This window comes from Devosia sp. J2-20 (genome assembly GCF_055808475.1).
The window spans coordinates 169,889-192,725 of the sequence record NZ_CM147870.1; the positions used below are offsets into that span (position 1 = coordinate 169,889).

Sequence of the window (22,837 nt, forward strand, 5' to 3'; positions counted from 1 at the left end):
GCACGAATTATGGGCGCCGCGAGGCGCCCATTTTTTGCCCTATTACCACGTGGTTTACCCAGCCTTAATACCGCCGTGGAATATTTAGCAGGATGAATTTCATGATCCTACTGACCAAGTAACCTCCCGGTATGAAGGCAGAGTAGGCGGCAGCGGTGCCGAAGACTGGAGAACAGCATTGACACAATTATTCACTGGCAGCATTGGACGCCGCCTTTCCAGTCTTCTAATTATGTTTGCCCTGGGTTTGACGGGTATCGTGGCCTACCAGCTGGTCTCCCTGCGCTCCAATCTCGGTGACTTCAAACGCACCGAAATTCAGAGCGTGGTGCAGGCCGCCGTCGGTGTTGTTGAGAGCTATTACGCCCTTGCCGAGAGTGGCACTTTACCTGTCGAAACAGCCCAGAACGGTGCACTCGATGCGCTGCGCAGCATGCGCTACCAGGGTGATGAGTACCTGTTTGTCGACAACTATGACTACATCAATGTCATGCATGCCTATCAGCCGGCCAAGGAAGGCACTGAACGTCGCGACGTTACCGACGGTAACGGTAAGCGCTACATGGAAGAGATGATCAACGGCGCCAAGGCCGACGGCAGCTACTTTGTGAACTATGCGTTCAAAGACAAGGATGGCGTGTTCAAGGACAAGGTAACCTATGCTCAGGCGTTTGAGCCCTGGGGTTGGACGATTGCCTCGGGTGTGTTGTTGACCACGGTTGATACCATCTTCTGGGAATCTGCTCTGACCAGTGCGGGCATCGCAACGGGTGTGATGGTACTCGTACTGGCGTTGGGATGGTTGATCGGACGCTCAATCAGCAAGCCAGTGGCAATGCTGACCACCAATATGGAACGGCTTGCTAATAATGACTTCGATATTGATCTCGAAGGCGACAAACGCGCCGACGAAATCGGCAATATGGTGCGCGCCGTTGCGGTGTTCCGTGAACAGGGGCTCAAGGTCAGTCAAATGACCGAAGCCGAAGCTGCCCGCATTGTCGCCGACGAAGCGCAGCGCCGGACCATGATGACCGAGTTGCAGGGTGCCTTTGGTGATGTGGTGGACTCCGCGATCGCTGGCGATTTCACCAAGCGGGTGGATGCGGAATTCCCGGATCCCGAACTGAACACGCTGGCAGGCAGCGTCAACAGCCTGGTGGCGACAGTCGAGCGTGGTCTGAACGAAACGGGCCACGTGCTCAAGGCTTTGGCCAATACCGATCTGACCGAACGCATGACCGGTGACTACAAGGGCGCCTTTGCGGCGCTGCAGTCTGACACCAATGCGGTGGCTGATCGGTTGACCGATGTGGTTGATCGTCTGCGCAATACTTCGCAGTCGCTGCGTACGGCAACGGGCGAGATCCTGGCCGGTGCCAATGATCTGAGCGAACGCACCACCAAGCAGGCTGCCACCATTGAAGAAACCTCGGCCGCCATGGAACAGCTGGCCAGCACCGTGCTGCAGAATGCCGATCGCGCCAAGGATGCCAGCGTCAATGCGAGCAAGGTCACCCAGACTGCCGAAGAGGGTGGTCAGGTGATGGAAAAGGCCAACCAGGCCATGACGGCGATCGAGACCAGCTCGGGCAAGATCTCCAACATTATCGGCATGATTGACGATATCGCCTTCCAGACCAATCTGCTGGCGCTGAACGCTTCGGTTGAAGCGGCACGGGCTGGTGATGCAGGCAAGGGCTTTGCCGTGGTGGCCGTTGAAGTGCGCCGTCTGGCGCAGTCGGCGGCCTCGGCTTCGGCTGATGTGAAGGTGCTGATCGAACAGTCGGCTGGCGAAGTGGATCTGGGTTCGCGCCTGGTGTCGGATGCGGCAGCGCGACTGACCAGCATGCTGGATGCGGCCCGCGCCAATAACCAGCTGATGGAAGGCATTGCCCGCGAAAGCCGCGAACAGGCCTCGGCCATTGAAGAGGTCACCGTTGCCGTCCGGTTGATGGACGAGATGACCCAGCACAATGCGGCGCTGGTGGAAGAAACCAATGCGGCCATCGAGCAGACCGAAGGTCAGGCGAGCGAGCTCGACGAGATCGTAGCAGTATTCACCACTGCCGGCTCATCAGCCAAGCGCGTCACGCCCAAACTGGCACCTGCAAGCAAGGCGCCACCGAGGGCGGAGGCGCCGGTCCGCAAGGCCGCAGCGCAATATCTCAGCCACGGCAACGCTGCAGTGTCCACGGACTGGAACGAGTTCTAGGGTCGGTCCAGACCAGAGCATTTTCAGTGGGCGCCGACAGGCGCCCACCTTTTTTTGCGCAGAGCCAGAGTTTACCGGGATTTAAGGCGGATTCGATAAATTGTTCCCGAGGGGAAATTTAAACGTCGGTGTTCAGCCGGTTCGTGTCAGTTGCGACCCTTGTCGTGACTGTCGCCGACTGCGGTGGGCCCTCGCAACTCAAAGTCTGAACCGAATGCCAAAACTCAGTATCGTCAGCCGAATTTATGCTTTGGTGGCGCTTTCGCTCGTCACCCTGGGCCTGATGGCCTTCATGGGCACCAGCCAGCTCAACTCCACGCGCGAAGATCTGCGCCATGCCGAGCTGGAATCCATCACCGAGGCGGCGATGTCGATCGTCAAATCACAGTACGAACTGAGTGAGTCTGGCGCGGTCAGCGTCGAGCTTGCCCAGGCCACCGCAAAGGAAGCCGTACGCGCCATGCGCTATCGCGGCACCGAATACCTGTTCATTTTTGATGATGCTGGCCAGTTGGTGATGCACCCAATCGCTCCGCAATTGGAGGGCACCAGCCAGCTTGAGCTGGAAGACCCCACCGGCAAGCGGTTCTTCGCCGAGATCCTCGCCAAGACCAAGGCCAACGGCACCGCGTTTGTCGATTATCTCTATACCCGTGGGCAAGAGGAAGAACCTGTCGAAAAGGTGACCTATGCGTCCCATTTCAAGCCCTGGGGCTGGTCGATCGCGACCGGTATCTACGTCGATGATCTTAAGGAAGCTGCCTTTGAAACCAATGTGATGCAGGGCGCCATTGGCGGCGGTATCTCGTTGATCGTTCTGCTGGTAGCCGGGTTGATCGGACGCTCGATCACCAAGCCACTCTCAAAGCTGACCAAGACCATGCGCTCGCTGGTGGCCGGTGACTTCAGTGTTGAGGTTGAAGGCCAGACACGCGGTGACGAAGTCGGCGATATGGCGCGGGCGGTGGAAGTGTTCCGTGAGAATGGCCTGAAGGTGAGTGAGATGACCGAGGCGGAAGCGGCGCGCATTGTCGCCGACGAAGCCCAGCGCCGCACCATGATGACTGAATTGCAGGGCGCCTTTGGTGAAGTTGTGGATTCCGCGATTGCTGGCGACTTCAGCAAGCGCGTGAACGCTGAATTTCCCGATCCCGAGCTGAACACGCTGGCGGGCAGCGTCAATAGCCTGGTGGCGACCGTCGAACGCGGTTTGGACGAAACCGGTCACGTGCTCAAGGCACTGGCCAATACCGATCTGACCGAACGCATGAGTGGTGAATATCAGGGCGCTTTTGCTGCCCTGCAGTCTGACACCAATGCGGTGGCTGATCGCCTCACCGATGTGGTGGATCGCCTCAAAAGCACCTCGCAGTCGCTGCGCACGGCAACAGGCGAAATCCTGGCCGGCGCAAACGATCTGAGCGAACGCACCACCAAGCAGGCGGCGACCATCGAGGAAACCTCGGCGACCATGGAACAGCTGGCCAGCACGGTGCTGCAGAATGCTGATCGCGCCAAGGATGCCAGTGCCAATGCCAGCGCAGTTACCCGTACCGCTGAGGAAAGCGGCGAGGTGATGCAGAAGGCCAATGAGGCGATGACGGCGATCGAAACCAGCTCGGGCAAGATCTCCAACATTATCGGCATGATTGATGACATCGCCTTCCAGACCAATCTGCTGGCGCTGAACGCTTCGGTTGAAGCGGCGCGCGCCGGTGATGCGGGCAAGGGTTTTGCCGTGGTTGCTGTCGAAGTGCGCCGCCTGGCACAGTCGGCGGCGGCCGCATCGGCTGACGTGAAGGTGCTGATCGAGCAGTCGGCTGGTGAAGTCGGCCTGGGTTCGCGTCTGGTTTCCGATGCAGCTGGTCGTCTGACCAGCATGCTGGAAGGCGCTCGCGCCAATAACCAGCTGATGGAAGGCATTGCCCGCGAAAGCCGCGAGCAGGCCTCGGCCATTGAAGAAGTCAACGTCGCTGTCCGGCTGATGGACGAGATGACCCAGCACAATGCAGCACTGGTTGAAGAAACCAATGCGGCAATCGAGCAGACCGAAGGTCAGGCGAGCGAGCTCGACCAGATCGTGGCGGTGTTCACGACGGTGGGCTCGTCCGGTCAGCGGATGGCGCCAAAGCCAACTGCCGCACCAAAGGGAGCGCCTCGCGCTGCCGCGCCTGCCCGCAAGGCTGCCGCGCAGTATCTCAGTCACGGCAACGCAGCGGTTTCGGCCGACTGGAACGAATTCTAGACTGATCGAAAATTTGACCTGACGGGCGGCGGTTGTGGATATCCACAACCGCCGTTTTTCGTTTGTTTTGTGACGGTTGGCTGACAAAGCTGAAAGCTCTTCGTTAACCAATAGCTGAGTAGAGTTTTAGACGACATGACCGCGGAGAGGAGCTGCGGGCATGCCTTGTTACAAGGCAGTATTGCCGCAACTCCGGAAGTCTCCATGCCCCAGTTGAAACTTGCCTTCAAATTGCCCGCTATGGTGGTGATCATCGCTTTGGCGACAGGTGCCGGTCTGGGTCTGGCGGCCTATTTTGCTGGCAATGCCATTGTCACTCAGCAGGCTGAGCAGCGTCTGTCGGCGGCCGCGTCAAATGCGACGTCGGCGCTTTCGGCCTATCTCAAGGAAGTCTCCGAGGATCTGACGCTGTTTGCGGGGCGTGCCGAAATCGCTGCCAATATCGATCTGTTCTCCGGCGCCATGCGCTCGCTCAAAGGTCAGGGTGACCCGACTGAGCTGCTGCAGGATGCCTATATTGCGCAGAACCCAAACGCCGCTGGCGAACGCCTGCTGCTCGATAGTTCGGACAAGTTGCCGGTCTATGATCTGCACCACCGCGCGCTGCATTCTGATTTCCGCGACCTGCTACTCAAGCGCGGTTACTACGACATTTTCCTATTTGATACCGGTTTCAACAATGTCTATTCGGTCACCAAGGAAGCCGATTTCGGCACCAATTTTGCCGAGAACGGCGGGCCATGGGCTGAATCTGGACTGGGCAAGGTGGTGCGCGCCGCCATGGCCGCAGAGGCCGGTCAGGTCTTCCTGACCGATTTTGCGGCCTATGGTCCGAGTGCGGGAGCGCCAGCAAGCTTTATCGCGACGCCGGTTTACGATCAGGGCTGGCTGATCGGGGTGATCGCCTATCAAATGTCCTCAACCCGCATTGGCGCGGTGCTGAACCGTACGCAGGGGCTTGGCGAAACCGGTGAAATGTTCCTGGTTGGCCAGGACAATCTGGTGCGCAATGACGCGCCGGGCACGCCTGAGAATGACGTGTTTACGCTCAAGCTCGAAGGCTCTGCGGTCACTGCGGCCCTTGGGGGCACGGCGGCAATGGCGCCGCTCGAGCATCATCAGGGCGCTGCCTATGTGGCGGCCAGTGAACCGCTGAGCTTTGGCGGCGTTGACTGGGCTGTCGTGGCGCTTGAAAGCCAGGCCGATATTGCGGCGCCTTCGGCGGGTCTGCGCAATACCATGCTGGGGATTGGCGCGATCATGCTGGTGCTGGCGGCTATTGTCAGTGTGTTGCTGGCCCGCACCATTACCCGGCCTGTTTCGCGTCTGACGGATGCCATGGCCGAGATTGCCGATGACAAGTTCGAGCTGGTCGTGCCCGGTCTCGAGCGCGCCGATGAGCTGGGCTATATGGCCGAAGCGGTCGAAGTGTTCCGCAGCAATGGCCTCAAGATGCGCGATCTGCGCGCGGCCGAGCTGGATATGAGCGACGAACGCGCCGGTCAGGTGCGGGTTATCCAGAATCTGCAGCGCGATATCGGTGTTGTGGTCAGTGCTGCGATTGATGGCGACTTTTCACAGCGTCTGGCGGCTGATCAGACTGACGCCGATCTGCGCCAGCTGGCCAGTAACGTCAACGCGCTGGTCGATACGGTCGACCGTGGTCTGAATGAAACCGGCACCGTGCTGGCGGCGCTGGCCCGTGCCGACCTCAGCGTGCGAATGCATGGCGAGTACAAGGGTGCTTTTGGTCAGCTCAAGTCGGACACCAATGCCGTGGCCGAGCAGCTCAGCGATATCGTCATGCAATTGCGTGACACCTCGGGTGCGCTCAAGACGGCGACAGGTGAAATTCTTTCCGGTGCCAATGATCTTTCCGAGCGCACGACGCGTCAGGCAGCGACTATTGAAGAAACCTCAGCGGCGATCGAGCAGCTCAGCCGCACCGTGCTGGACAACGCCAATGAGGCCGATGCGGCCAGCCGTCAGGCACATTCGGTTTCCGGCGATGCGGAAGCCAGTGGCGCGGTGATGGGGCAGGCGACGGCCGCGATGGATCGCATCACGCAGTCTTCGGCCAAGATCTCCAACATTATCGGCATGATCGACGATATCGCTTTCCAGACCAATCTGCTGGCGCTGAACGCGTCGGTTGAAGCAGCCCGCGCTGGCGATGCCGGTAAGGGTTTTGCCGTGGTGGCGGTGGAAGTGCGGCGTCTGGCACAGTCGGCAGCGTCCGCTTCGGCTGACGTCAAGGCACTGATCGAACAGAGTGCTGTCGAAGTCGATGGCGGGTCGCGTCTGGTGGGTGATGCCGCTGAACGTCTGGTGGCAGTCCAGGAAGCGATCAAGTCCAACGCCCTCTTGCTGCAGGGTATCGCCCGCGCCAGCCGCGAGCAGGCGTCCTCAATCGACGAAGTCACCGTCGCGGTGCGGCAGATGGACGAAATGACCCAGCATAATGCGGCGCTGGTTGAGGAAACCAACGCGGCCATCGAGCAGACCGAAGCCCAGGCCAGCGAACTCGATCGGGTGATCAGCGTCTTCACGCTGGAGCCAAGGGCTGGTGATGAACATGGCTACGCACCGCCACCGCGCCTCAAATTTGCCTCGGGTGGCTAATCACCAGCGCGCGTTCTGAACGACTTAAAGGGTGCCCTTGGGCACCCTTTACTTTGTCTGCTACCGGCGCCTTCACTGAACATTAACCACGCTGCAATAGCTTTCATGGTGGACGCAGATCTTATCGCTGCGCAGGTCGCCCTGCGCTTACGGATCGATCGTTCATGCTCAATCCAATGCCGATACAAGCCAAAGCCCACCGGACAGTATTTCGTCCGGCGGCCCGTCATGACGCGCTGGCGGCGCGCATCCTATTTCATAGCTATTCGATTTTCTTGGACCGGTTGACGCGCCAGTGCTTGGCGGCGGCCGGGGGCTGGAGGGCCTGTAATGAATGGACTTTTTTCGCGTATCAACAATGACGAGCGAGCCAAGGTTGACGCGATCATGCGCAGCCAGGTGGTTATCGAATTCCAGCTGGATGGGACGATATTGAGCGCCAACGAGAATTTCCTCGGCGCGCTTGGCTACAGGCTCGATGAGATCGTCGGCAAGCATCACCGTATGTTTGTTGATCCAGACGATGCGAAATCAGCAGCGTACAAGCAATTCTGGAGTGATCTGGCAGCGGGAAAGTTCCAGTCTGCAGCCTATAAGCGGATTGCCAAAGGTGGCCGCGAGATCTGGATTCAGGCGACCTATAACCCGGTTCTGGACAAGGCGGGCAAGCCGATCAAGGTCATCAAGTTCGCCACCGACATTACGGAACAGACCAACCGCGCCGCAGACCATGAAGCGCAGATTGCGGCCATCTCGCGCGTACAGGCCGTGATCGAGTTCAATCTTGATGGCAGCGTGCGCAACGCCAATGAGAATTTTCTCCAGACGGTGGGTTATGGTCTCACCGAAATTGTTGGCAAGCACCACAGCATGTTTTGTGACCCAGGCTACGCCAAGTCGACGGAATACAAGCAATTCTGGGAGCGATTGCGTGCCGGCGAATATGTGGCGGCCGAGTTCCAGCGCTTTGGCAAAGGGGGCGGGAAGTCTGGATCCAGGCGTCTTACAATCCGGTGCTGGATGCACGCGGCAAGCCGGTCAAGGTGATCAAGTTTGCCACTGACATCACGGCCCGCAAACGCGATGAACGCATCTGCGGTGAACTCACCAGCAGTCTGACCAAGATGGCGGAAGGCGATCTGACGGGGCGGATCGATACCCAGTTCTCGGGCCAGTTCGAGCAATTGCGATTGGCCTTCAACCAGTCGCTGATGCGTCTGACCGATATTGTCGTCAGTCTGCGCGGGACATCGAGGGCACTCAAGACCGCGACCAGCGAAATTCTCAGTGGTGCCAATGACCTGTCTGAACGCACCACCCGGCAGGCAGCCACAATTGAGCAGACATCGGCCTCGGTTGAGCAGCTTTCGGCTGTCGTGCTCGACAATGCCAAACGGGCAGCTACGGCTAGCCAGAAAGCACGAGACGTTTCGAGCAATGCCACTCAGGGCGGCGCTGTTATGAAGGATGCCAATGGGGCAATGGCGGCCATTGAGCTAAGTTCAGGCAAGATCTCCAACATTATCGGCATGATCGACGATATCGCCTTCCAGACCAATCTACTGGCGCTGAACGCGTCGGTTGAAGCGGCGCGTGCCGGTGATGCCGGCAAGGGCTTTGCGGTGGTGGCTGTCGAAGTGCGCCGGCTTGCGCAATCGGCAGCTGATGCGTCCAACGACGTCAAAGCACTGATCGAGGCGAGCGCCAAAGAGGTCTCGACTGGCTCGCGGCTGGTTGGTCAGGCCGCCGAGAAGTTGCTCGATATTCTGAACGGGGCGCAGGAAAGCTCAGCGTTGATCGATTCCATCGCGCAGGCCAATCAGGCGCAGTCGTCCTCTTTGGACGAGGTCTCGATTGCGGTACGTCAGATGGACGAAATGACCCAACATAACGCGGCACTGGTCGAGCAGACCAATGCGGCGATCGAGCAGACCGAAGCCCAGGCCAGCGAGTTGGACGTTATCGTCGACGTTTTCAAAATGGCTGACAGTGCCCGCTCGGCTTCACGCAAGCCACGCTCGATCGCGGCATAGGCAGGGCAGATGCCAACCGGCGCTGTTGCTGACAGGTCTTGTCAGCAGCGGCGTTGGAGGGTGAGATGCGGTCAGTAGCGCCGCGTTCCGTCCAGCCGGGAGCACCTGTCATGCTGACCACTGTTGTCGACCCGGTCTATTCCGATGATTTTGCCTGCCTGGTGGCGCCGCTGCCGCCCGCCATCGTTGAGCGAACGGCGCGACTGGTTGCAGTGATCGCCGCCCATCCGGGGTTGAGCGGCAAGGTGATGAAGGGCTGGAAGTCGGTCAATTTCCGTCACGCGGTTGCAGGGCATGTCTGTTCGGTGTTTCCCCACGATGATCGGGTGTCACTGTATTTCGAACATGGCCGCCAACTCGACCGGGCAGAGGGGTTGCTGGAAGGGGACGGGCTCAGGAAGGGGCGCTATCTGCGGCTGATGCCCGATGATGACATTCCCGTTGATGCCATCGGCATTCTGCTCAGCGAAGCCATTGCCCTGTTTGCCTGAAGCTGCTTGAACAGCGTCATACGCTGGAGGATGGCATGGCAAAGATTGGTCTGGTGGCGCATGACGACAAGAAGGACGAATTGTGCGTCTGGGCGGCGCGTCACAAAAGGAAGCTCTCTGAGCACCAATTGTGGGGCACCGGTACAACCGGCAGCCGGATCATCGAAGCCACGGGTCTGCCGGTAGGCCTGCTCAAGAGCGGTCCACTGGGCGGCGATCAGCAATTGGGTGCGATGATTGCCGAGGGACGGCTGGACGTTCTGATCTTCTTTATCGACCCGCTATCGGCTCAGCCGCACGATGTCGACGTCAAGGCACTGACCCGCCTGGCGACCCTTTACGACGTGATGTGTGCCAATAATGAAGCCACTGCCAACGCTGTGCTGGCGTATCTGTGACCACAACCCCCGGTTTGCGCTGGCTTTAGGTTGACCGTTTGTCCGCCTTATGAGCAGATGCCGCAAAATCGCCCGGATTAAACCGGGCACCCTTGGCTTCAGGAATCGGGACGGATTTGGTGTCCTCTGACTTGGTTATCGACGTTCGCAACGTCACGAAACATTTCGGCGGCCTCACTGCCGTCAACAATTGCTCGCTCTCGGTGCGGCGCGGATCAGTCACCGGACTGATCGGGCCCAATGGCGCGGGCAAGTCCACGCTGTTCAACATCGTGGCCGGCAATATCGTACCTGATGAAGGCGCGGTGATCTTTGACGGCGCTGATGTAACCGGCCTGGCGCCGCATGAGCTATTCCGCACCGGCATGCTGCGCACCTTCCAGATTGCGCATGAGTTTTCCAATATGACGGCGCTGGAAAACCTGATGATGGTGCCCGGCGATCAGCCTGGCGAGTATCTGGGCAATGCCTGGTTCCGTCCCGGCATTTCCAAATCGCGCGAGACCGAAGTGCGCAAGAAAGCGCTCGACGTCATCGACTTCCTCAAGCTGGGCCATGTGCGCAACGAGCTGGCAGGTAATCTGTCGGGCGGGCAGAAGAAGCTGCTTGAGCTGGGGCGCACCATGATGGTGGACGCCAAGGTGGTGCTGCTCGACGAGGTGGCCGCTGGCGTCAACCGCACGTTGCTCAATGATCTGGCCGCCAATATCGAGCGGATGAACCGCGAGCTGGGCTATACTTTCTTTGTCATCGAGCATGACATGGATCTGATCGGGCGGCTTTGCGACCCAGTGATCGTGATGGCGCAGGGTGAGAAGATCGCCGAGGGCCCGATGGCCGAAATCCGCGCCAACCCGGCCATTGTCGAGGCCTATTTCGGCACCCCGGTGGAGACTGCGTAATGGCGTTGATTGAACTCAAGCACGTCGTTGGCGGGTATGGCGGCGCGCCGATCCTCAATGGCGTGGACATGGCTATCGACCAGTCTGATATCGGCGTGATCGTGGGGCCCAATGGCGCGGGCAAGTCCACCACGCTCAAAGCGATCTTTGGCCTGCTCAAGGTGACTGGCGGAACGATTGAATTTGATGGCGAGGATGTCGCCAATTCGCTGCCCGACAAGCTGGTGCCCAAGGGGCTGAGCTTTGTGCCGCAGGAAAAGAACGTGTTCACGTCCATGAGCGTGGAAGAAAACCTTGAAATGGGTGCCTTCACACGGCGGGACAGTTTCGCCGAGACCATGGAATGGGTCTACGAGATGTTCCCCGTGCTGGCCGAGAAGCGGCGCCAGCCAGCGGGCGAGCTTTCAGGCGGACAGCGGCAGATGGTGGCCATGGGCCGCGCTTTGATGAGCAAGCCGCGTCTGCTGATGCTTGATGAACCCTCTGCGGGGCTGTCGCCGCGTTATGTCATCGAAATTTTCGAGACCATTGTGCGCGTCAATGCCGAAGGCGTCGGCATCCTCATGGTCGAGCAGAATGCGCGCCAGGCGCTGGCATTTGCCTCCAAGGGCTTCGTCCTTGCGGGCGGGCAAAACCGTTTCACCGGCACGGGGGCTGAACTCATCGCCGATCCCGAAGTCGCCAAAAGTTTCCTCGGGGGCTGAGCCGTGACCGAATTTATCTTCTTTCTCAATCAGGTGGTGATTTCCGGCGCCGTGCTGGGCTGCATCTATGCGCTGGGCGCGGTGGGGATCACGCTGATTTTCGGCATTCTGCGCTTCGCCCATTTTGCCCATTCCGAGCTGATGACGTCAGGCGCGTTCTTTGCCTTTCTGCTGGCCGGGCTGTTTGCCAGTTGGGGTATCGTTACGCCCATTCCAACCGGCTTCGTCGTGCTGCCGCTGGCCATGGCGCTGACGGCTCTGTTGGCTCTGGGGATCGACAAGGGCTTTTATGCGCCGTTGCGCAAGCGGGGCGCCAAGCCCGTCATCCTGCTGATCGCCTCGATCGGCGTGACGCTCATGGTGCAGGGCCTGATCCGTCTGTTCTTTGGTGCCGGCAGCTATTCGTTCTTTGAAAACGAGAGCAAGGAAATCTTCCGCATCGATACCAGCTTCCTGGGGTCCACCCGGCCTCTGGTGATGACCGAGCCGCAGGTGCTGATGATCGTGGTCACCATCATCTCGGTGCTGGCGCTGCATCTGTTCCTGACGCGCTCGCGTCTGGGCAAGGCAATGCGCGCCATGGCGAGACAATGCCGATCTGGCCCAGGTGTCAGGCATCAACACCGCGCTGGTCGTGCGGGTAACGTGGATCGTGGCGGGCGCTCTGGCCTGTATGGCTGGAACCATGCTGGCGCTGGACGTGACGCTGAAGCCCGATCTGGCCTTCAACATCATCATTCCAATCTTTGCCGCGGCCATTGTGGGTGGCCTTGGTCAGGCCTATGGCGCCATTGCCGGTGGCCTGCTGATCGGCTTTGCGGAATCGCTGGCGGTGTTCAACTGGACCATGGTGCTGCGGCCGCTCAACGGGGTGCTGCCGGACTGGCTGCAATTGCCCAATACGCTGGCGCTGGTGCCGACTGAGTACAAGCTGACCGTCGCCTTCGTTATTCTGGTGGTTGTGCTGCTGGTGCGCCCCACGGGTATCTTCAAGGGAGCCTCGTCATGATGCGGCGTTCGCTGACCCTGTTTGCGGGCCTGTTCGTGCTGATCCTGGTGATCGGCTGGATGATGGGCCTGCCCTTCACCTCAAGCCGGCTGGTGGAAGCCACCGCCTACTCACTGATCGCGCTGGGCCTGAATATCCAGTGGGGTTATGGCGGGCTGTTCAATTTCGGCATTATGGGTTTTCTGATGCTGGGCGGGTTTGCCGTCACCTTCATCTCCTATCCCATCAATCCTGATTTCTGGGGCTCGGATGGCCCCATGATGCTGGGCCGGGCAGCGCTCGCATTCGGCGCCGGTGCCTTGCTGATCTATGGCGCGCGGCAGAGCCATCGTCTTGGCGTGCGCGGCGGCTGGAAGACTTTTGTGACCGTGCTGGCATGGTTTGTTGCCTATTGCGTCTATCGTAGCCAGATCGACCCGGCAGCGGCCTATATTGAAGGCACGGCGGGCTTTGTCGGCGGCCTTGGCATCAATCCGGTCGTTGGCTGGCTGTTTGGTGGCGTCCTTGCTGCTGGCGTGGCTTATATCGTGGGCAAGATCGCGCTGGGTCTGCGTACCGACTATCTGGCGATTGCCACGATCGGCATTTCGGAAATCATCCGTGCGCTGATCAAGAACATGGACTGGCTGACCCGCGGTACGCTGACCGTGTCGCCGGTGCCCTGGCCCACGCCATTGCCACAGGATTATCAGGCCAGTGGTGTTGATCAGATCAGCGCGCTGCTGCTGGCGCGCGGTGGCTATCTGGCGCTGGGGCTGGTGGTGCTGGCCGCAGTCATCTGGCTGGTGTCACGTGCCTATGCAGGTCCCTGGGGCCGCATGATGCGGGCCATTCGTGACAACCACATTGCTGCAGCGTCGATGGGCAAGAATATCAAGGCGCGGCAGCTCGAGATCTTCATCCTTGGCTCGGTGCTGATGGGTATCGGCGGAGCCATGCTGGTCAGCTTTACGCAGATCTTTGATCCGTCGAGCTATCAGCCGATCAACCACACCTTTCTGATCTGGGTCATGATCATTGTCGGCGGTGCTGGCAATAATTGGGGCGCGGTCTTTGGTGCGGTGTTGATCTGGATGGTCTGGGTGATTTCCGAACCCCTGGCCAAGGCGATCTTTGAGACCGTCAGCTTCTGGTCCACCAGCATGGGCTGGCCCGAGATCCCGGAAATTGAGTCACGTTCAGCGCAGATGCGGGTGTTCGTGCTGGGGCTGGTGATTACCATCGCCCTGCGCTACGCGCCAAAGGGTCTGATCCCCGAACAGGTGCGGCGCGAGGGCTAAGGCCCTGGCGCGTCCGCTACGCGCGGGCACTCACCCAAAGCCAGCTCGTTGGCAGCTTGTCATAGCCGCTGCCAGGGCGTGCGCTGATGCTCAGGCTTTGCCAATTGGCGGCCGCTTGGAAGTGGCTCTCAAGCGTGGCTTGGTCGGGATAGTTGTAATAGCGCTCGAACTTATCACGACCTTCGCCAGTACCGGCCTTGAAGCTGGAAACAAACAATCCGCCTGGTTTGAGGGCGCGGTGAATCCGCGTCAGATCCTCGGTGAGCTCATCTGCTGGTGCGTGCAATAGGCAGGCATTGGCCCAGACCCCGTCGTAGCAGGCGGTCGCTGCCAATTGATCAAAGCGCATAATGGAGACGGGCTGGCCGATACGGCGTTCCGCCTCGGCGGCCAGTTCTGGCGATCCGTCGGTAGCATCAAGCGCGATGCCCTGGGCCAGCATGAAAGCGGCATCGCGGCCCCCGCCTGTGCCCAGTTCAAGAACCTTGGCGCCAGTGGGCAATGCGGCAATGAAATCACGCAGGTTCTGGTCGGGCTCGTCCGAGCCATGCTGGGCATAGGCCGGCGCGGTCTCGGCATAAAACTTCAGCGTTTGGGCGTCCGCCATGACCTTGCTCCAAAACAAAAGGCCCGGGCTTACTGCCCGGGCCTTCGTATTCATACAGGTTGATCGGAATTAGTCGATCAGGCCCTTTTCGACGAACTTGCCGCCTTCAACGGTGAGCTCGACAATGATGCCGTCAACGTCGCCTGCTGCGTCAAAATCGAGAACGCCACCGGCGCCTTCATAGTCGATGTCGGTGCCGGCCTTGATCAGCTCGACAGCCTTGCTCCATTCGCCGGGCAGGATCTTTTCGCCGGGTGCGGAAGCAACTTCACGCAGGGCAGCGGAGAGACCTTCGCGCGAAGCCGAACCGTTCTTCTCGATGGCCAGAGCCATCAGGAAGGCCGCGTCATAGGCCTGTGGGGCATAGGTTGCGTTGGCGGTGAAGCCGTCGCTATCGAAGCCGTTATAGATGTCGACGGCTTCGCCGCTGGGGGCGCCAGCGCGGGTTGCGATCAGGCCATCAACCGAAGCGGCGTCGATGCCGGTGAGCAGGTCGTCGCCAACCATGCCGTCGCCACCGATATAGGTGGTGAAGTTGCCGGACTCGACTGCCTGACGCAGGATCGTGTTACCCGAAGAGTTGGCATAGGCCAGGATCACCAGGTTCTGCGAGGCAACGAGGTTGCCCAGCTCAGCGCGGTAGTCAGCCTTGCTGTCTTCGTGGGAAACGTTGGCTGCAACAGTACCGCCACCGGCGGTGTAGGCAGCTTCCAGCGCTTCAGCGAAGCCCTTGCCGTAGTCGTTGTTCACGTAGGTGACGGCAATGTCGGTGATACCCTTGGCCAGCAGCAGGTTGGCCAGCTTCACACCCTGGAGCGCGTCCGAAGGGGTGGTGCGGTAAACGAGGTCGTTGTCCTCGAGGGTGGTCAATGCTGGTGCGGACGATGCTGGCGAGATGAACACTACGCCGCCGGACAGACCCGAACCGTTGAATGCGCCAATAGTTTCGCCGGTGCACAGAGCACCCACAATACCGGTGACGTTGTCGGTGTTGATCAGCTTGTCGGCAGCAGCCGCAGCAGCGGTTGCGTCGCATGCGCCGTCAGCGGAGATCAGGTTCAGTTCGCCGCCCAGGATACCGCCCTGTTCGTTGACCTGCTTCACGACCAGTTCAGCACCAGCGAAGATAGGTGGAGTCAGCGATTCAATGGGGCCGGTGAAGCCGCCGATGAAACCGATGGTCGCGCCGGTGTCCTGTGCGATGGCTGGCGCTGCTGCAACCAGAGTGGTAGCGGCCGCGGCCAGGGTCAGCGTTTTCTTGAGATTGAACATGTACGTCCCTCTGCTTGGTTGTTCCGTGGAGCGGCCCTTGCTTGGACCGTCTTGCCAGGCGAAACAACGCGTAAAGGGGGCGCAACCCGCGCCCCGCTGGGCAGACTGTTGCACATATCGGGCTGGTGAGTCACCGGGTATCGCGCTGATATCGGCGTGGTCGTTGCTGTTGCTTAACAGGGGCGCTTTTTGCATAGATTGAACAGTTGAAGGGGAGCGCGTGGTGTACACAGCAGGCCGAACGAAGTTTGTCGCATTGCTGTTGCTGGGTCTGATGAGTGCGCCGGCGCTGGCGCAGTTCACCGTGCTCGATCAGGCGCAGGACAATCTGGGGTCGGGCGTGACCGACACCAGCACGCCGCCGCCCTGCGGAACCCAGACCATCAGTATCGCCAGTATGAACTGGCCGTCGGCGCAATTGCTTGCCGAAATCCATGCGCAACTGCTCGCCGAGACATACGGGTGTGCTGTGCGCGTGACGCCTGGCGATCTGGCGTCGACCGGCTCGTCCATGGGCTCAAGCGGACAACCGGCCGTAGCCCCGGAGACGTGGCCAACCCGCGTCGCCGATGTGTGGAACACGGGTATCAGTGCGCAGATGTTGCGCCCCGCGGCCTCCACCTATGTCGAGGCAGGTTTTGAGGGCTGGTTTGTCGCCAATGCGATTGTGCAGGCCCGCCCGGCCTTGCAGCGCGCAGCCGATCTGGCGGCGGTGCTGCCCATGCTCAATGCTGGCCGTAAAGTGCAGTTCATTTCCTGCCCGGCGGACTGGGCCTGCGCCGTGATCAATCGCAATCTGCTCGCGGCCCATGGGGTGAGCGAAATGGTGGAACTGGTCGAGCCGGGAAACCGGTTCGAGATGGACTCCCTGATCGCCGAAGCAGTCAGCCTGCGTGAGCCAGTGCTGTTCTATTACTGGCAACCCAACGCGGTTCTGGCGCAGCTGGATCTGTTTGCGCTCGATATGGGCGAGTACGATGCCGAGGCTGCCAAATGCCTGGCGCAGCGAGTTTGTGCGACGCCGCAGCCCAGTGCCTTTCCGCCGGAGACCGTTCTGGTAGCGCTTAGCGAGTGGGTGTTCACCGACATTCCGGCGATCGCGGGCTATTTTCAGCGCAGCAGCCTGCCGCTGGCCGAGATGAACGCCTTGCTGGCCCAGCTCAATGCGCCGGGCGCGACGGTGGCCAGTGTGGCCGAGAGATTTGTCGCAGAACGCGACGATATCTGGCGAAACTGGACAGGGGCTGGCGCGCCATAATGGTCAAGAGCGGCCGGCGGGCAGATGTCATCGCTGTCATTGCTCTGTCACAGAGCGCGGCTAGTTTGTCTGGCTCTGTAGCCGTTTCCGTGTAACTGTTTGGTAAATAACGGCTTTTATTGTATGACTTTACGGATTGTTCACCTCTGAGGGCCAGTTTTGCGGTGGACCCGGCTGTATCGGGCCGGACCGGATAACTTTGCCATGCGCCGCAACCCTGCGCTTTCCAGAATTCTCGACGGCTATCGCAGTATCGCGATCGTGGCCGCGATGGTGGTCATTGCCATTTTTACGGGCAGCGTGATGGCGCTGCTGGGCATGATGCCCAGCGTGGGCGTGACACTGCCGGTTGCGTCGCTGATGTGTGGTGTGCTGCTGCTTGGGCTGCTGGCGGGTGGGCACCGCATGGTGCGACTGCGCATCGCGGCGGCCAGCCAGGCGTCCTATGATGTTCTGGCCTCGGTGCATCGTGATGCACTGACGGGGCTGGCTACCCGCTCGTTCTTTCTCGAAACGCTGAACAACGAAGTCTATCATGGCTCCAAGCGGGCGGTGGGCTATCTGCAGCTCGACATGGACAATCTGAAAATTCTCAATGATAGCGCGGGTCACGGCGCCGGTGATGCGGCGCTGGTGCATCTGGCGGCAACCATTCGCGAAATGCTGCCCGATGCGCTGGTTGGCCGGCTGGGTGGCGATGAGTTCGGCATTGCGGTGTTCGGGCATGACAATCGTCCGGCGCTGCGCCGGCTAGGCGAAGAACTGCTGCGTCGGCTGGAGCGGCCCGTTGGCATTGCGGGGCGCCCGGTGCGCCTGGCTGCCACGATCGGGATTGCCCTTGCCCCGCTTGATGCCACCGATGTCGACGAGCTGATCTCCAAGGCAGATCTGGCGCTCTACAAGGGCAAGCGCAGCGGTCGCAATGTGGTGGTGCCATTTGATCCCGACATGCTGGGCGACGAGCGTCATCGGCGTTTTGTCGAACGAGAATTGCGCGCCGCGCTGCTGCTTGACGAGCTTGAGCTGTACTATCAGCCGGTGTTTGATGCAGACCGCAGGGTCCGCTCGCATGAGGCGCTGGTGCGCTGGCGCCACCGCGTGCGTGGCATTATCTCGCCGGCCCAATTCATTGCCATCGCCGAAGAGAGCGATCTGATCGACAAGGTCGGCGAATGGGTGGTACGGCGGGCCTGCATTGATTTGCCGCAACTGGGCACGCCGGTGGCGGTCAACGTGTCGCCAGCGCAATTGCGACATGCCGATTTTGCGCCCCGCTTCGCCGCCCTGCTGGCACAAAGCAATACCGACCCCGCCAGCATCATTGTCGAGATCACCGAGACCGTGCCTTTGCAGGCCAGGGGAATCGAACTGGCCAATGTCGATGCGCTGCGGGCGCTGGGCGTGCGGATTGCCATTGATGATTTCGGCGCTGGCCACGCCAGCCTGCAATATCTGCGCAGCTTCAGTTTCGATGTGATCAAGATAGATCGCACCTATGTGTCCAATCTGGGTGATAGCCGGATCGACGCCATCATTGTTTCGGCCATCTGTGACATTGCGCGATCACTGCCCGTTGATGTGGTCGCCGAAGGGATCGAGACCGAGGAGCAGTTCGCCCTGCTGCGCGAGGCGGGCTGCACGCGGTTCCAGGGTTTTCTGCTGGGACGGCCGCGTCCGCTGGACGAACTGCACGTCGCCAGCGCTGCCTGATCATCCCTTTGCCAGTCACAAGTTGACAGCTTGGCGACAGCTTCTGCGTTGTCGCAGTTGCGTCACGTGCCAGCGCACGGATATAAGGGGCTGGGGAAGCCTTTGCTGGCAACGGGAGTAGTGACTTGGACTTGAAGCGGATCAACGATCACGTCAGCGTATCGGGGCAAATTCGGCCCGAGGACGTCGCAGCGCTCAAAGCCGCGGGTTTCGTCGCCATTGTCAATAATCGCCCGGACGGGGAATCCCCCGACCAACCGGCAGGCGCCGAAATCGAAGCGGCAGCAAAAGAGGCCGGAATGGCCTATCACAGCATTCCGCTGGGACGCGAAGGCGTCTCTCCTGAAATGGTAGAACAGACCAAAGCTGTGCTCGAGGGGAGCGCAGGGCCGGTGTTCTGCTATTGTCGATCGGGAACGCGTTCGACCACCCTGTGGGCGCTGAGCCAGGCTGGACAGCGTGATGCCAGTGAGATCATCGCGCAGGCGGCTGATGCCGGCTACGATATGAGCCATCTCGCAGGCCATCTGAGCCGCCGTTAGATAACTTTTTTCGCCGGCGCAGGCGGGAAACCGTCCGTGCTGGATGCATATAGCTGAGCCGGACCGTCAAGGTCCTCCACCCCTCCTGCTCGGACGGACATAAATGACCATCAAGAAAATTCTCGTCGCCAATCGCAGCGAAATCGCCATTCGCGTTTTCCGCGCCGCCAATGAACTTGGCCTCAAGACGGTGGCCGCCTATGCCGAGGAAGACAAGCTGGCGCTGCATCGGTTCAAGGCCGATGAAGCCTATCTGATCGGCAAGGGCAAAGGGCCGGTCGAAGCCTATCTGCAGATTGACGAATATATCCGTATTGCGCGGATTTCAGGCGCAGATGCGATCCATCCCGGCTATGGCCTGCTCTCGGAAAGCCCCGAGTTTGTTGACGCCTGCGAAGATGCGGGCCTGATCTTTATCGGCCCCAAGGCGCAGACCATGCGCGATCTGGGCAATAAGGTCGCTGCCCGCAACATGGCCATCGCCTCTGATGTACCCGTGGTGCCGGCCACGGAGCCACTGCCCGACGATCCGGCCCTGATCAAGTCAATGGCCGCCGAGATCGGCTATCCGCTGATGCTCAAGGCAAGCTGGGGCGGCGGTGGTCGCGGCATGCGCCGGATCATGGACGAGATCCACGCTGCTTTCGGAGGTGTCCGAGGGCAAGCGCGAGGCCAAGGCGGCGTTCGGCAAGGACGAGATGTATCTTGAAAAGCTGGTCGAGCGGGCCCGCCATGTCGAAGTGCAGCTGATCGGCGACGATCATGGCAATCTGGTGCACCTGTTCGAGCGCGACTGCTCGGTGCAGCGACGCAATCAGAAGGTGGTCGAGCGCGCGCCGGCCCCCTATCTCAGCGACGAAGTGCGCAAGGATCTGACCGATGCCGCGGTGCGGCTGGGCAAGGCGGCCAATTATCGTGGCGCCGGCACGGTCGAGTTCCTGATGGATGCCGATACCGACAAGTTCTACTTCATTGAAGTGAACCCGCGCATTCAGGTCGAGCACACCGTCACCGAAGAGGTCACCGGTATCGACATCGTAAAGGCGCAGATTCATCTGCTTGACGGTGCCGTGATCGGCACACCAGAGTCGGGCGTGCCCGATCAGGCGAACATCAGGCTGAACGGCAATGCCATCCAGTGCCGGGTGACGACCGAGGATCCCGAAGAGAATTTCATTCCCGATTATGGCCGCATCACCGCCTATCGCGGCGCGACCGGGTTCGGCGTGCGGCTCGATGGCGGCACGGCCTATGCCGGTGCCATCATCACCCGGTTCTACGATCCGCTGCTCGAAAAGGTGACCTGCTGGGCGCCGTCGGCCGAAGAGGCGATCGCGCGTATGCACCGCGCCCTGCGCGAATTCCGCATTCGCGGCGTGTCGACCAATCTGGCGTTCCTTGAGAACATCATCACCCATCCCGATTTTGTCGAGAACCGCTACACAACGCGTTTCATCGACACCACGCCCGAGCTGTTCAACTTCAAGCCGCGCAAGGATCGTGCGACCAAGCTGCTCAGCTATATCGCGGATGTGACGGTCAATGGTCATCCCGAAGTGCGTGACCGGCCCCGCCCGCCTGCCGAGGCAGCCGAACCCATGGTGCCCGAATTTGGCGTGTTGACCGAGATCGATGGTAGCCGACAGGTGCTTGAGCGTGACGGTCCGGCCGGTCTGGCGCAGTGGATGAAAGACCAGTCGCGGGTGCTGATCACCGACACCACTATGCGCGACGCGCATCAGAGCCTGTTGGCCACGCGCATGCGCGGCTTCGATATCACGCGCATTGCCCAGGCTTATTCGAACGGCCTGCCCAATCTGTTCAGTCTGGAATGCTGGGGCGGGGCGACGTTTGACGTGTCGATGCGCTTCCTCAACGAAGACCCCTGGGAGCGCCTGGCCAAGGTGCGCGAAGGCGCACCCAATATCCTGACCCAGATGCTGCTACGTGGCAGCAATGGCGTGGGCTACACCAATTATCCCGACAATGTGGTCAAGTACTTCGTAGCTCAGGCAGCCAAGGGCGGTGTCGACATTTTCCGCGTGTTCGATTGCCTGAACTGGGTCGAGAACATGCGCGTCTCGCTCGACGCGGTGGTCGAGGCCGGCAAGGTAGCCGAGGGCGTGATCTGCTATACCGGCGACATGCTGGACCCCGATCGGGCCAAGTATGATCTGAAATATTATGTCCGTCTGGCCAAGGAGCTGGAGAAGGCTGGCGCGCATGTGCTGGGCCTCAAGGATATGGCGGGTCTACTAAAGCCTGCTGCGGCCAAGAAGCTGATTGCGACGCTGCGCGAAGAAATCGGTCTGCCGATCCATCTGCATACCCATGACACTTCGGGTGCGGCGTCAGCCACGGTGCTGGCAGCGGTAGATGCCGGGGTCGATGCGGTCGATGTGGCGATGGACGCACTGAGCGGTACGACCAGCCAGCCAACGCTCGGCTCGATCGTGGCAGCGCTGCGTGACGGTGACCGCGACCCGCTGCTGGACGCCGGGGCCATTCGCCAGATCTCGTTTTATTGGGAAGCGGTGCGGACGCAGTACCGCGCCTTCGAGAGTGATCTCAAGGGCGGCGCGTCGGAAGTCTATCTGCACGAAATGCCCGGTGGTCAGTTCACCAATCTCAAGGAACAGGCCCGCTCGCTGGGACTGGAAACGCGCTGGCACGAAGTCGCCCAGACCTATGCTGACGTCAACCAGATGTTCGGCGATATCGTCAAGGTGACGCCAAGCTCCAAGGTGGTGGGCGACATGGCTCTGGCCATGGTGTCGGCCGGCCTCAAGCGTGCAGATGTGGAAGACCCCAATCGCGACATCGCCTTCCCCGATTCGGTCGTGGGCTTTTTTGCCGGTGATCTTGGACAGCCTCCAGGCGGCTTTCCGCAGGCGCTGCAAAAAAAGGTACTGAAGGGCAAGGAAGCGCTCACCGAGCGCCCGGGCTCCTATCTCAAGGATGTTGATCTTGAGGCAGAGCGCGCCAAGGTCGCCGAGGAAGTCGGTCATGAGATCGATGATTACCGGCTCGCCTCCTATCTGATGTACCCCAAGGTCTTCACCGATTTCGAGAAGACCCAGGAGCTTTATGGCCCCACCGAGGTGTTGCCGACGCCAGTCTATTTCTACGGGCTGAGCGAGGGCGACGAGATCCTGGTCGATATCGAGAAGGGCAAGACGCTGGTCCTGCAATATCTCGGCCGGGCGCCGACCAACGATAAGGGCGAAGTGCGCGTGTTCTTTGACCTCAATGGTCAGCCGCGCACCATCGTGGTACCCGATCGCCTCAAGGCCGGGGATATCAAGGTGCGTGCCAAGGCGGCGCTGGGCGATGCCAAGCAGGTGGGGGCCCCGATGCCGGGGGTTGTCTCGTCCTTGCACGTCAAGGAAGGCCAGAACGTTGCGGCGGGCGATGTGATCTGCTCGATCGAAGCGATGAAGATGGAAACTGCCATTCATGCCGAGACGGATGGCGTGGTCGCCGAAGTGCTGGTCAAGCCGGGCGATCAGATCGACTCCAAGGACCTGCTGGTCCGCTTTGAATAGACAA

General features: G+C 60.4%; 14 protein-coding genes and 3 pseudogenes. 15 read left to right on the forward strand and 2 right to left on the reverse strand.

Annotated features, from left to right (window positions below):
• The first annotated feature begins 259 nt into the window (after positions 1-259).
• The 11 genes and pseudogenes from AC0L37_RS00825 (at position 260) to AC0L37_RS00875 (ending at position 13,899) form a co-directional block, all read left to right on the forward strand.
• Entirely contained in the window at positions 260-2,215 is a 1,956-nt protein-coding gene (locus tag AC0L37_RS00825) for a methyl-accepting chemotaxis protein (protein ID WP_212659781.1), read from the forward strand.
• 214 nt (positions 2,216-2,429) lie between these two features.
• A complete protein-coding gene (locus AC0L37_RS00830; protein ID WP_282222251.1) occupies positions 2,430-4,460 on the forward strand; it encodes a methyl-accepting chemotaxis protein in 2,031 nt (676 codons plus the stop codon).
• Positions 4,461-4,664: 204 nt separating this feature from the next.
• Entirely contained in the window at positions 4,665-7,082 is a 2,418-nt protein-coding gene (locus tag AC0L37_RS00835; RefSeq protein WP_282222250.1) for a methyl-accepting chemotaxis protein, read from the forward strand.
• A 330-nt stretch (positions 7,083-7,412) separates the two neighbouring features.
• A pseudogene (locus tag AC0L37_RS00840) lies at positions 7,413-9,076 on the forward strand (methyl-accepting chemotaxis protein); the annotation flags it as partial.
• Between the two features lie 149 nt (positions 9,077-9,225).
• Positions 9,226-9,606, forward strand: coding sequence for a DUF1801 domain-containing protein (locus tag AC0L37_RS00845; RefSeq protein ID WP_282222247.1), 381 nt, complete (start codon positions 9,226-9,228; stop codon positions 9,604-9,606).
• Positions 9,607-9,641: 35 nt separating this feature from the next.
• Positions 9,642-10,004, forward strand: a complete 363-nt coding sequence (locus AC0L37_RS00850) for a methylglyoxal synthase (RefSeq protein ID WP_212659776.1) — start codon at positions 9,642-9,644, stop codon at positions 10,002-10,004.
• Positions 10,005-10,123: 119 nt separating this feature from the next.
• The gene (locus tag AC0L37_RS00855; RefSeq protein ID WP_212659775.1) at positions 10,124-10,906 is read left to right on the forward strand and encodes an ABC transporter ATP-binding protein; all 783 of its coding nucleotides are present in this window, start codon (positions 10,124-10,126) and stop codon (positions 10,904-10,906) included.
• Positions 10,906-11,610, forward strand: coding sequence for an ABC transporter ATP-binding protein (locus AC0L37_RS00860; protein WP_212659774.1), 705 nt, complete (start codon positions 10,906-10,908; stop codon positions 11,608-11,610). The genes AC0L37_RS00855 and AC0L37_RS00860 overlap by 1 nt, the downstream gene beginning before the upstream one ends.
• An 81-nt stretch (positions 11,611-11,691) precedes the next feature.
• A pseudogene (locus AC0L37_RS00865) lies at positions 11,692-12,132 on the forward strand (ABC transporter permease subunit); the annotation flags it as partial.
• Between the two features lie 112 nt (positions 12,133-12,244).
• Positions 12,245-12,619: an ABC transporter permease subunit gene (locus AC0L37_RS00870; RefSeq protein WP_473313880.1), complete on the forward strand. Its 375-nt coding sequence runs from the start codon at positions 12,245-12,247 to the stop codon at positions 12,617-12,619.
• Positions 12,616-13,899 (forward strand): branched-chain amino acid ABC transporter permease, encoded by a 1,284-nt coding sequence (locus tag AC0L37_RS00875; RefSeq protein ID WP_282222246.1) that lies wholly within the window; start codon positions 12,616-12,618, stop codon positions 13,897-13,899. The genes AC0L37_RS00870 and AC0L37_RS00875 overlap by 4 nt, the downstream gene beginning before the upstream one ends.
• 16 nt (positions 13,900-13,915) lie before the next feature.
• On the opposite strand, the gene AC0L37_RS00880 is transcribed toward AC0L37_RS00875, so the two are convergent.
• The gene (locus tag AC0L37_RS00880; RefSeq protein ID WP_282222245.1) at positions 13,916-14,506 is read right to left on the reverse strand and encodes a class I SAM-dependent DNA methyltransferase; all 591 of its coding nucleotides are present in this window, start codon (positions 14,504-14,506) and stop codon (positions 13,916-13,918) included.
• A gap of 69 nt (positions 14,507-14,575) precedes the next feature.
• On the reverse strand, positions 14,576-15,778 hold the full coding sequence (locus tag AC0L37_RS00885; RefSeq protein WP_212659770.1) for an ABC transporter substrate-binding protein: 1,203 nt from the start codon (positions 15,776-15,778) through the stop codon (positions 14,576-14,578).
• 220 nt (positions 15,779-15,998) lie between these two features.
• Between AC0L37_RS00885 and AC0L37_RS00890 the strand changes: the two genes are divergently transcribed.
• From AC0L37_RS00890 to pyc, 4 genes and pseudogenes are all read left to right on the forward strand, one after another.
• Entirely contained in the window at positions 15,999-17,036 is a 1,038-nt protein-coding gene (locus AC0L37_RS00890) for a glycine betaine ABC transporter substrate-binding protein (protein WP_282222244.1), read from the forward strand.
• Between the two features lie 204 nt (positions 17,037-17,240).
• The gene (locus tag AC0L37_RS00895; RefSeq protein WP_282222243.1) at positions 17,241-18,746 is read left to right on the forward strand and encodes a putative bifunctional diguanylate cyclase/phosphodiesterase; all 1,506 of its coding nucleotides are present in this window, start codon (positions 17,241-17,243) and stop codon (positions 18,744-18,746) included.
• 125 nt (positions 18,747-18,871) lie between these two features.
• The gene (locus AC0L37_RS00900) at positions 18,872-19,288 is read left to right on the forward strand and encodes a protein tyrosine phosphatase family protein (RefSeq protein ID WP_212659767.1); all 417 of its coding nucleotides are present in this window, start codon (positions 18,872-18,874) and stop codon (positions 19,286-19,288) included.
• 103 nt (positions 19,289-19,391) lie between these two features.
• Positions 19,392-22,833: pseudogene (gene pyc, locus AC0L37_RS00905) on the forward strand (pyruvate carboxylase).
• Positions 22,834-22,837 lie beyond the last annotated feature (4 nt).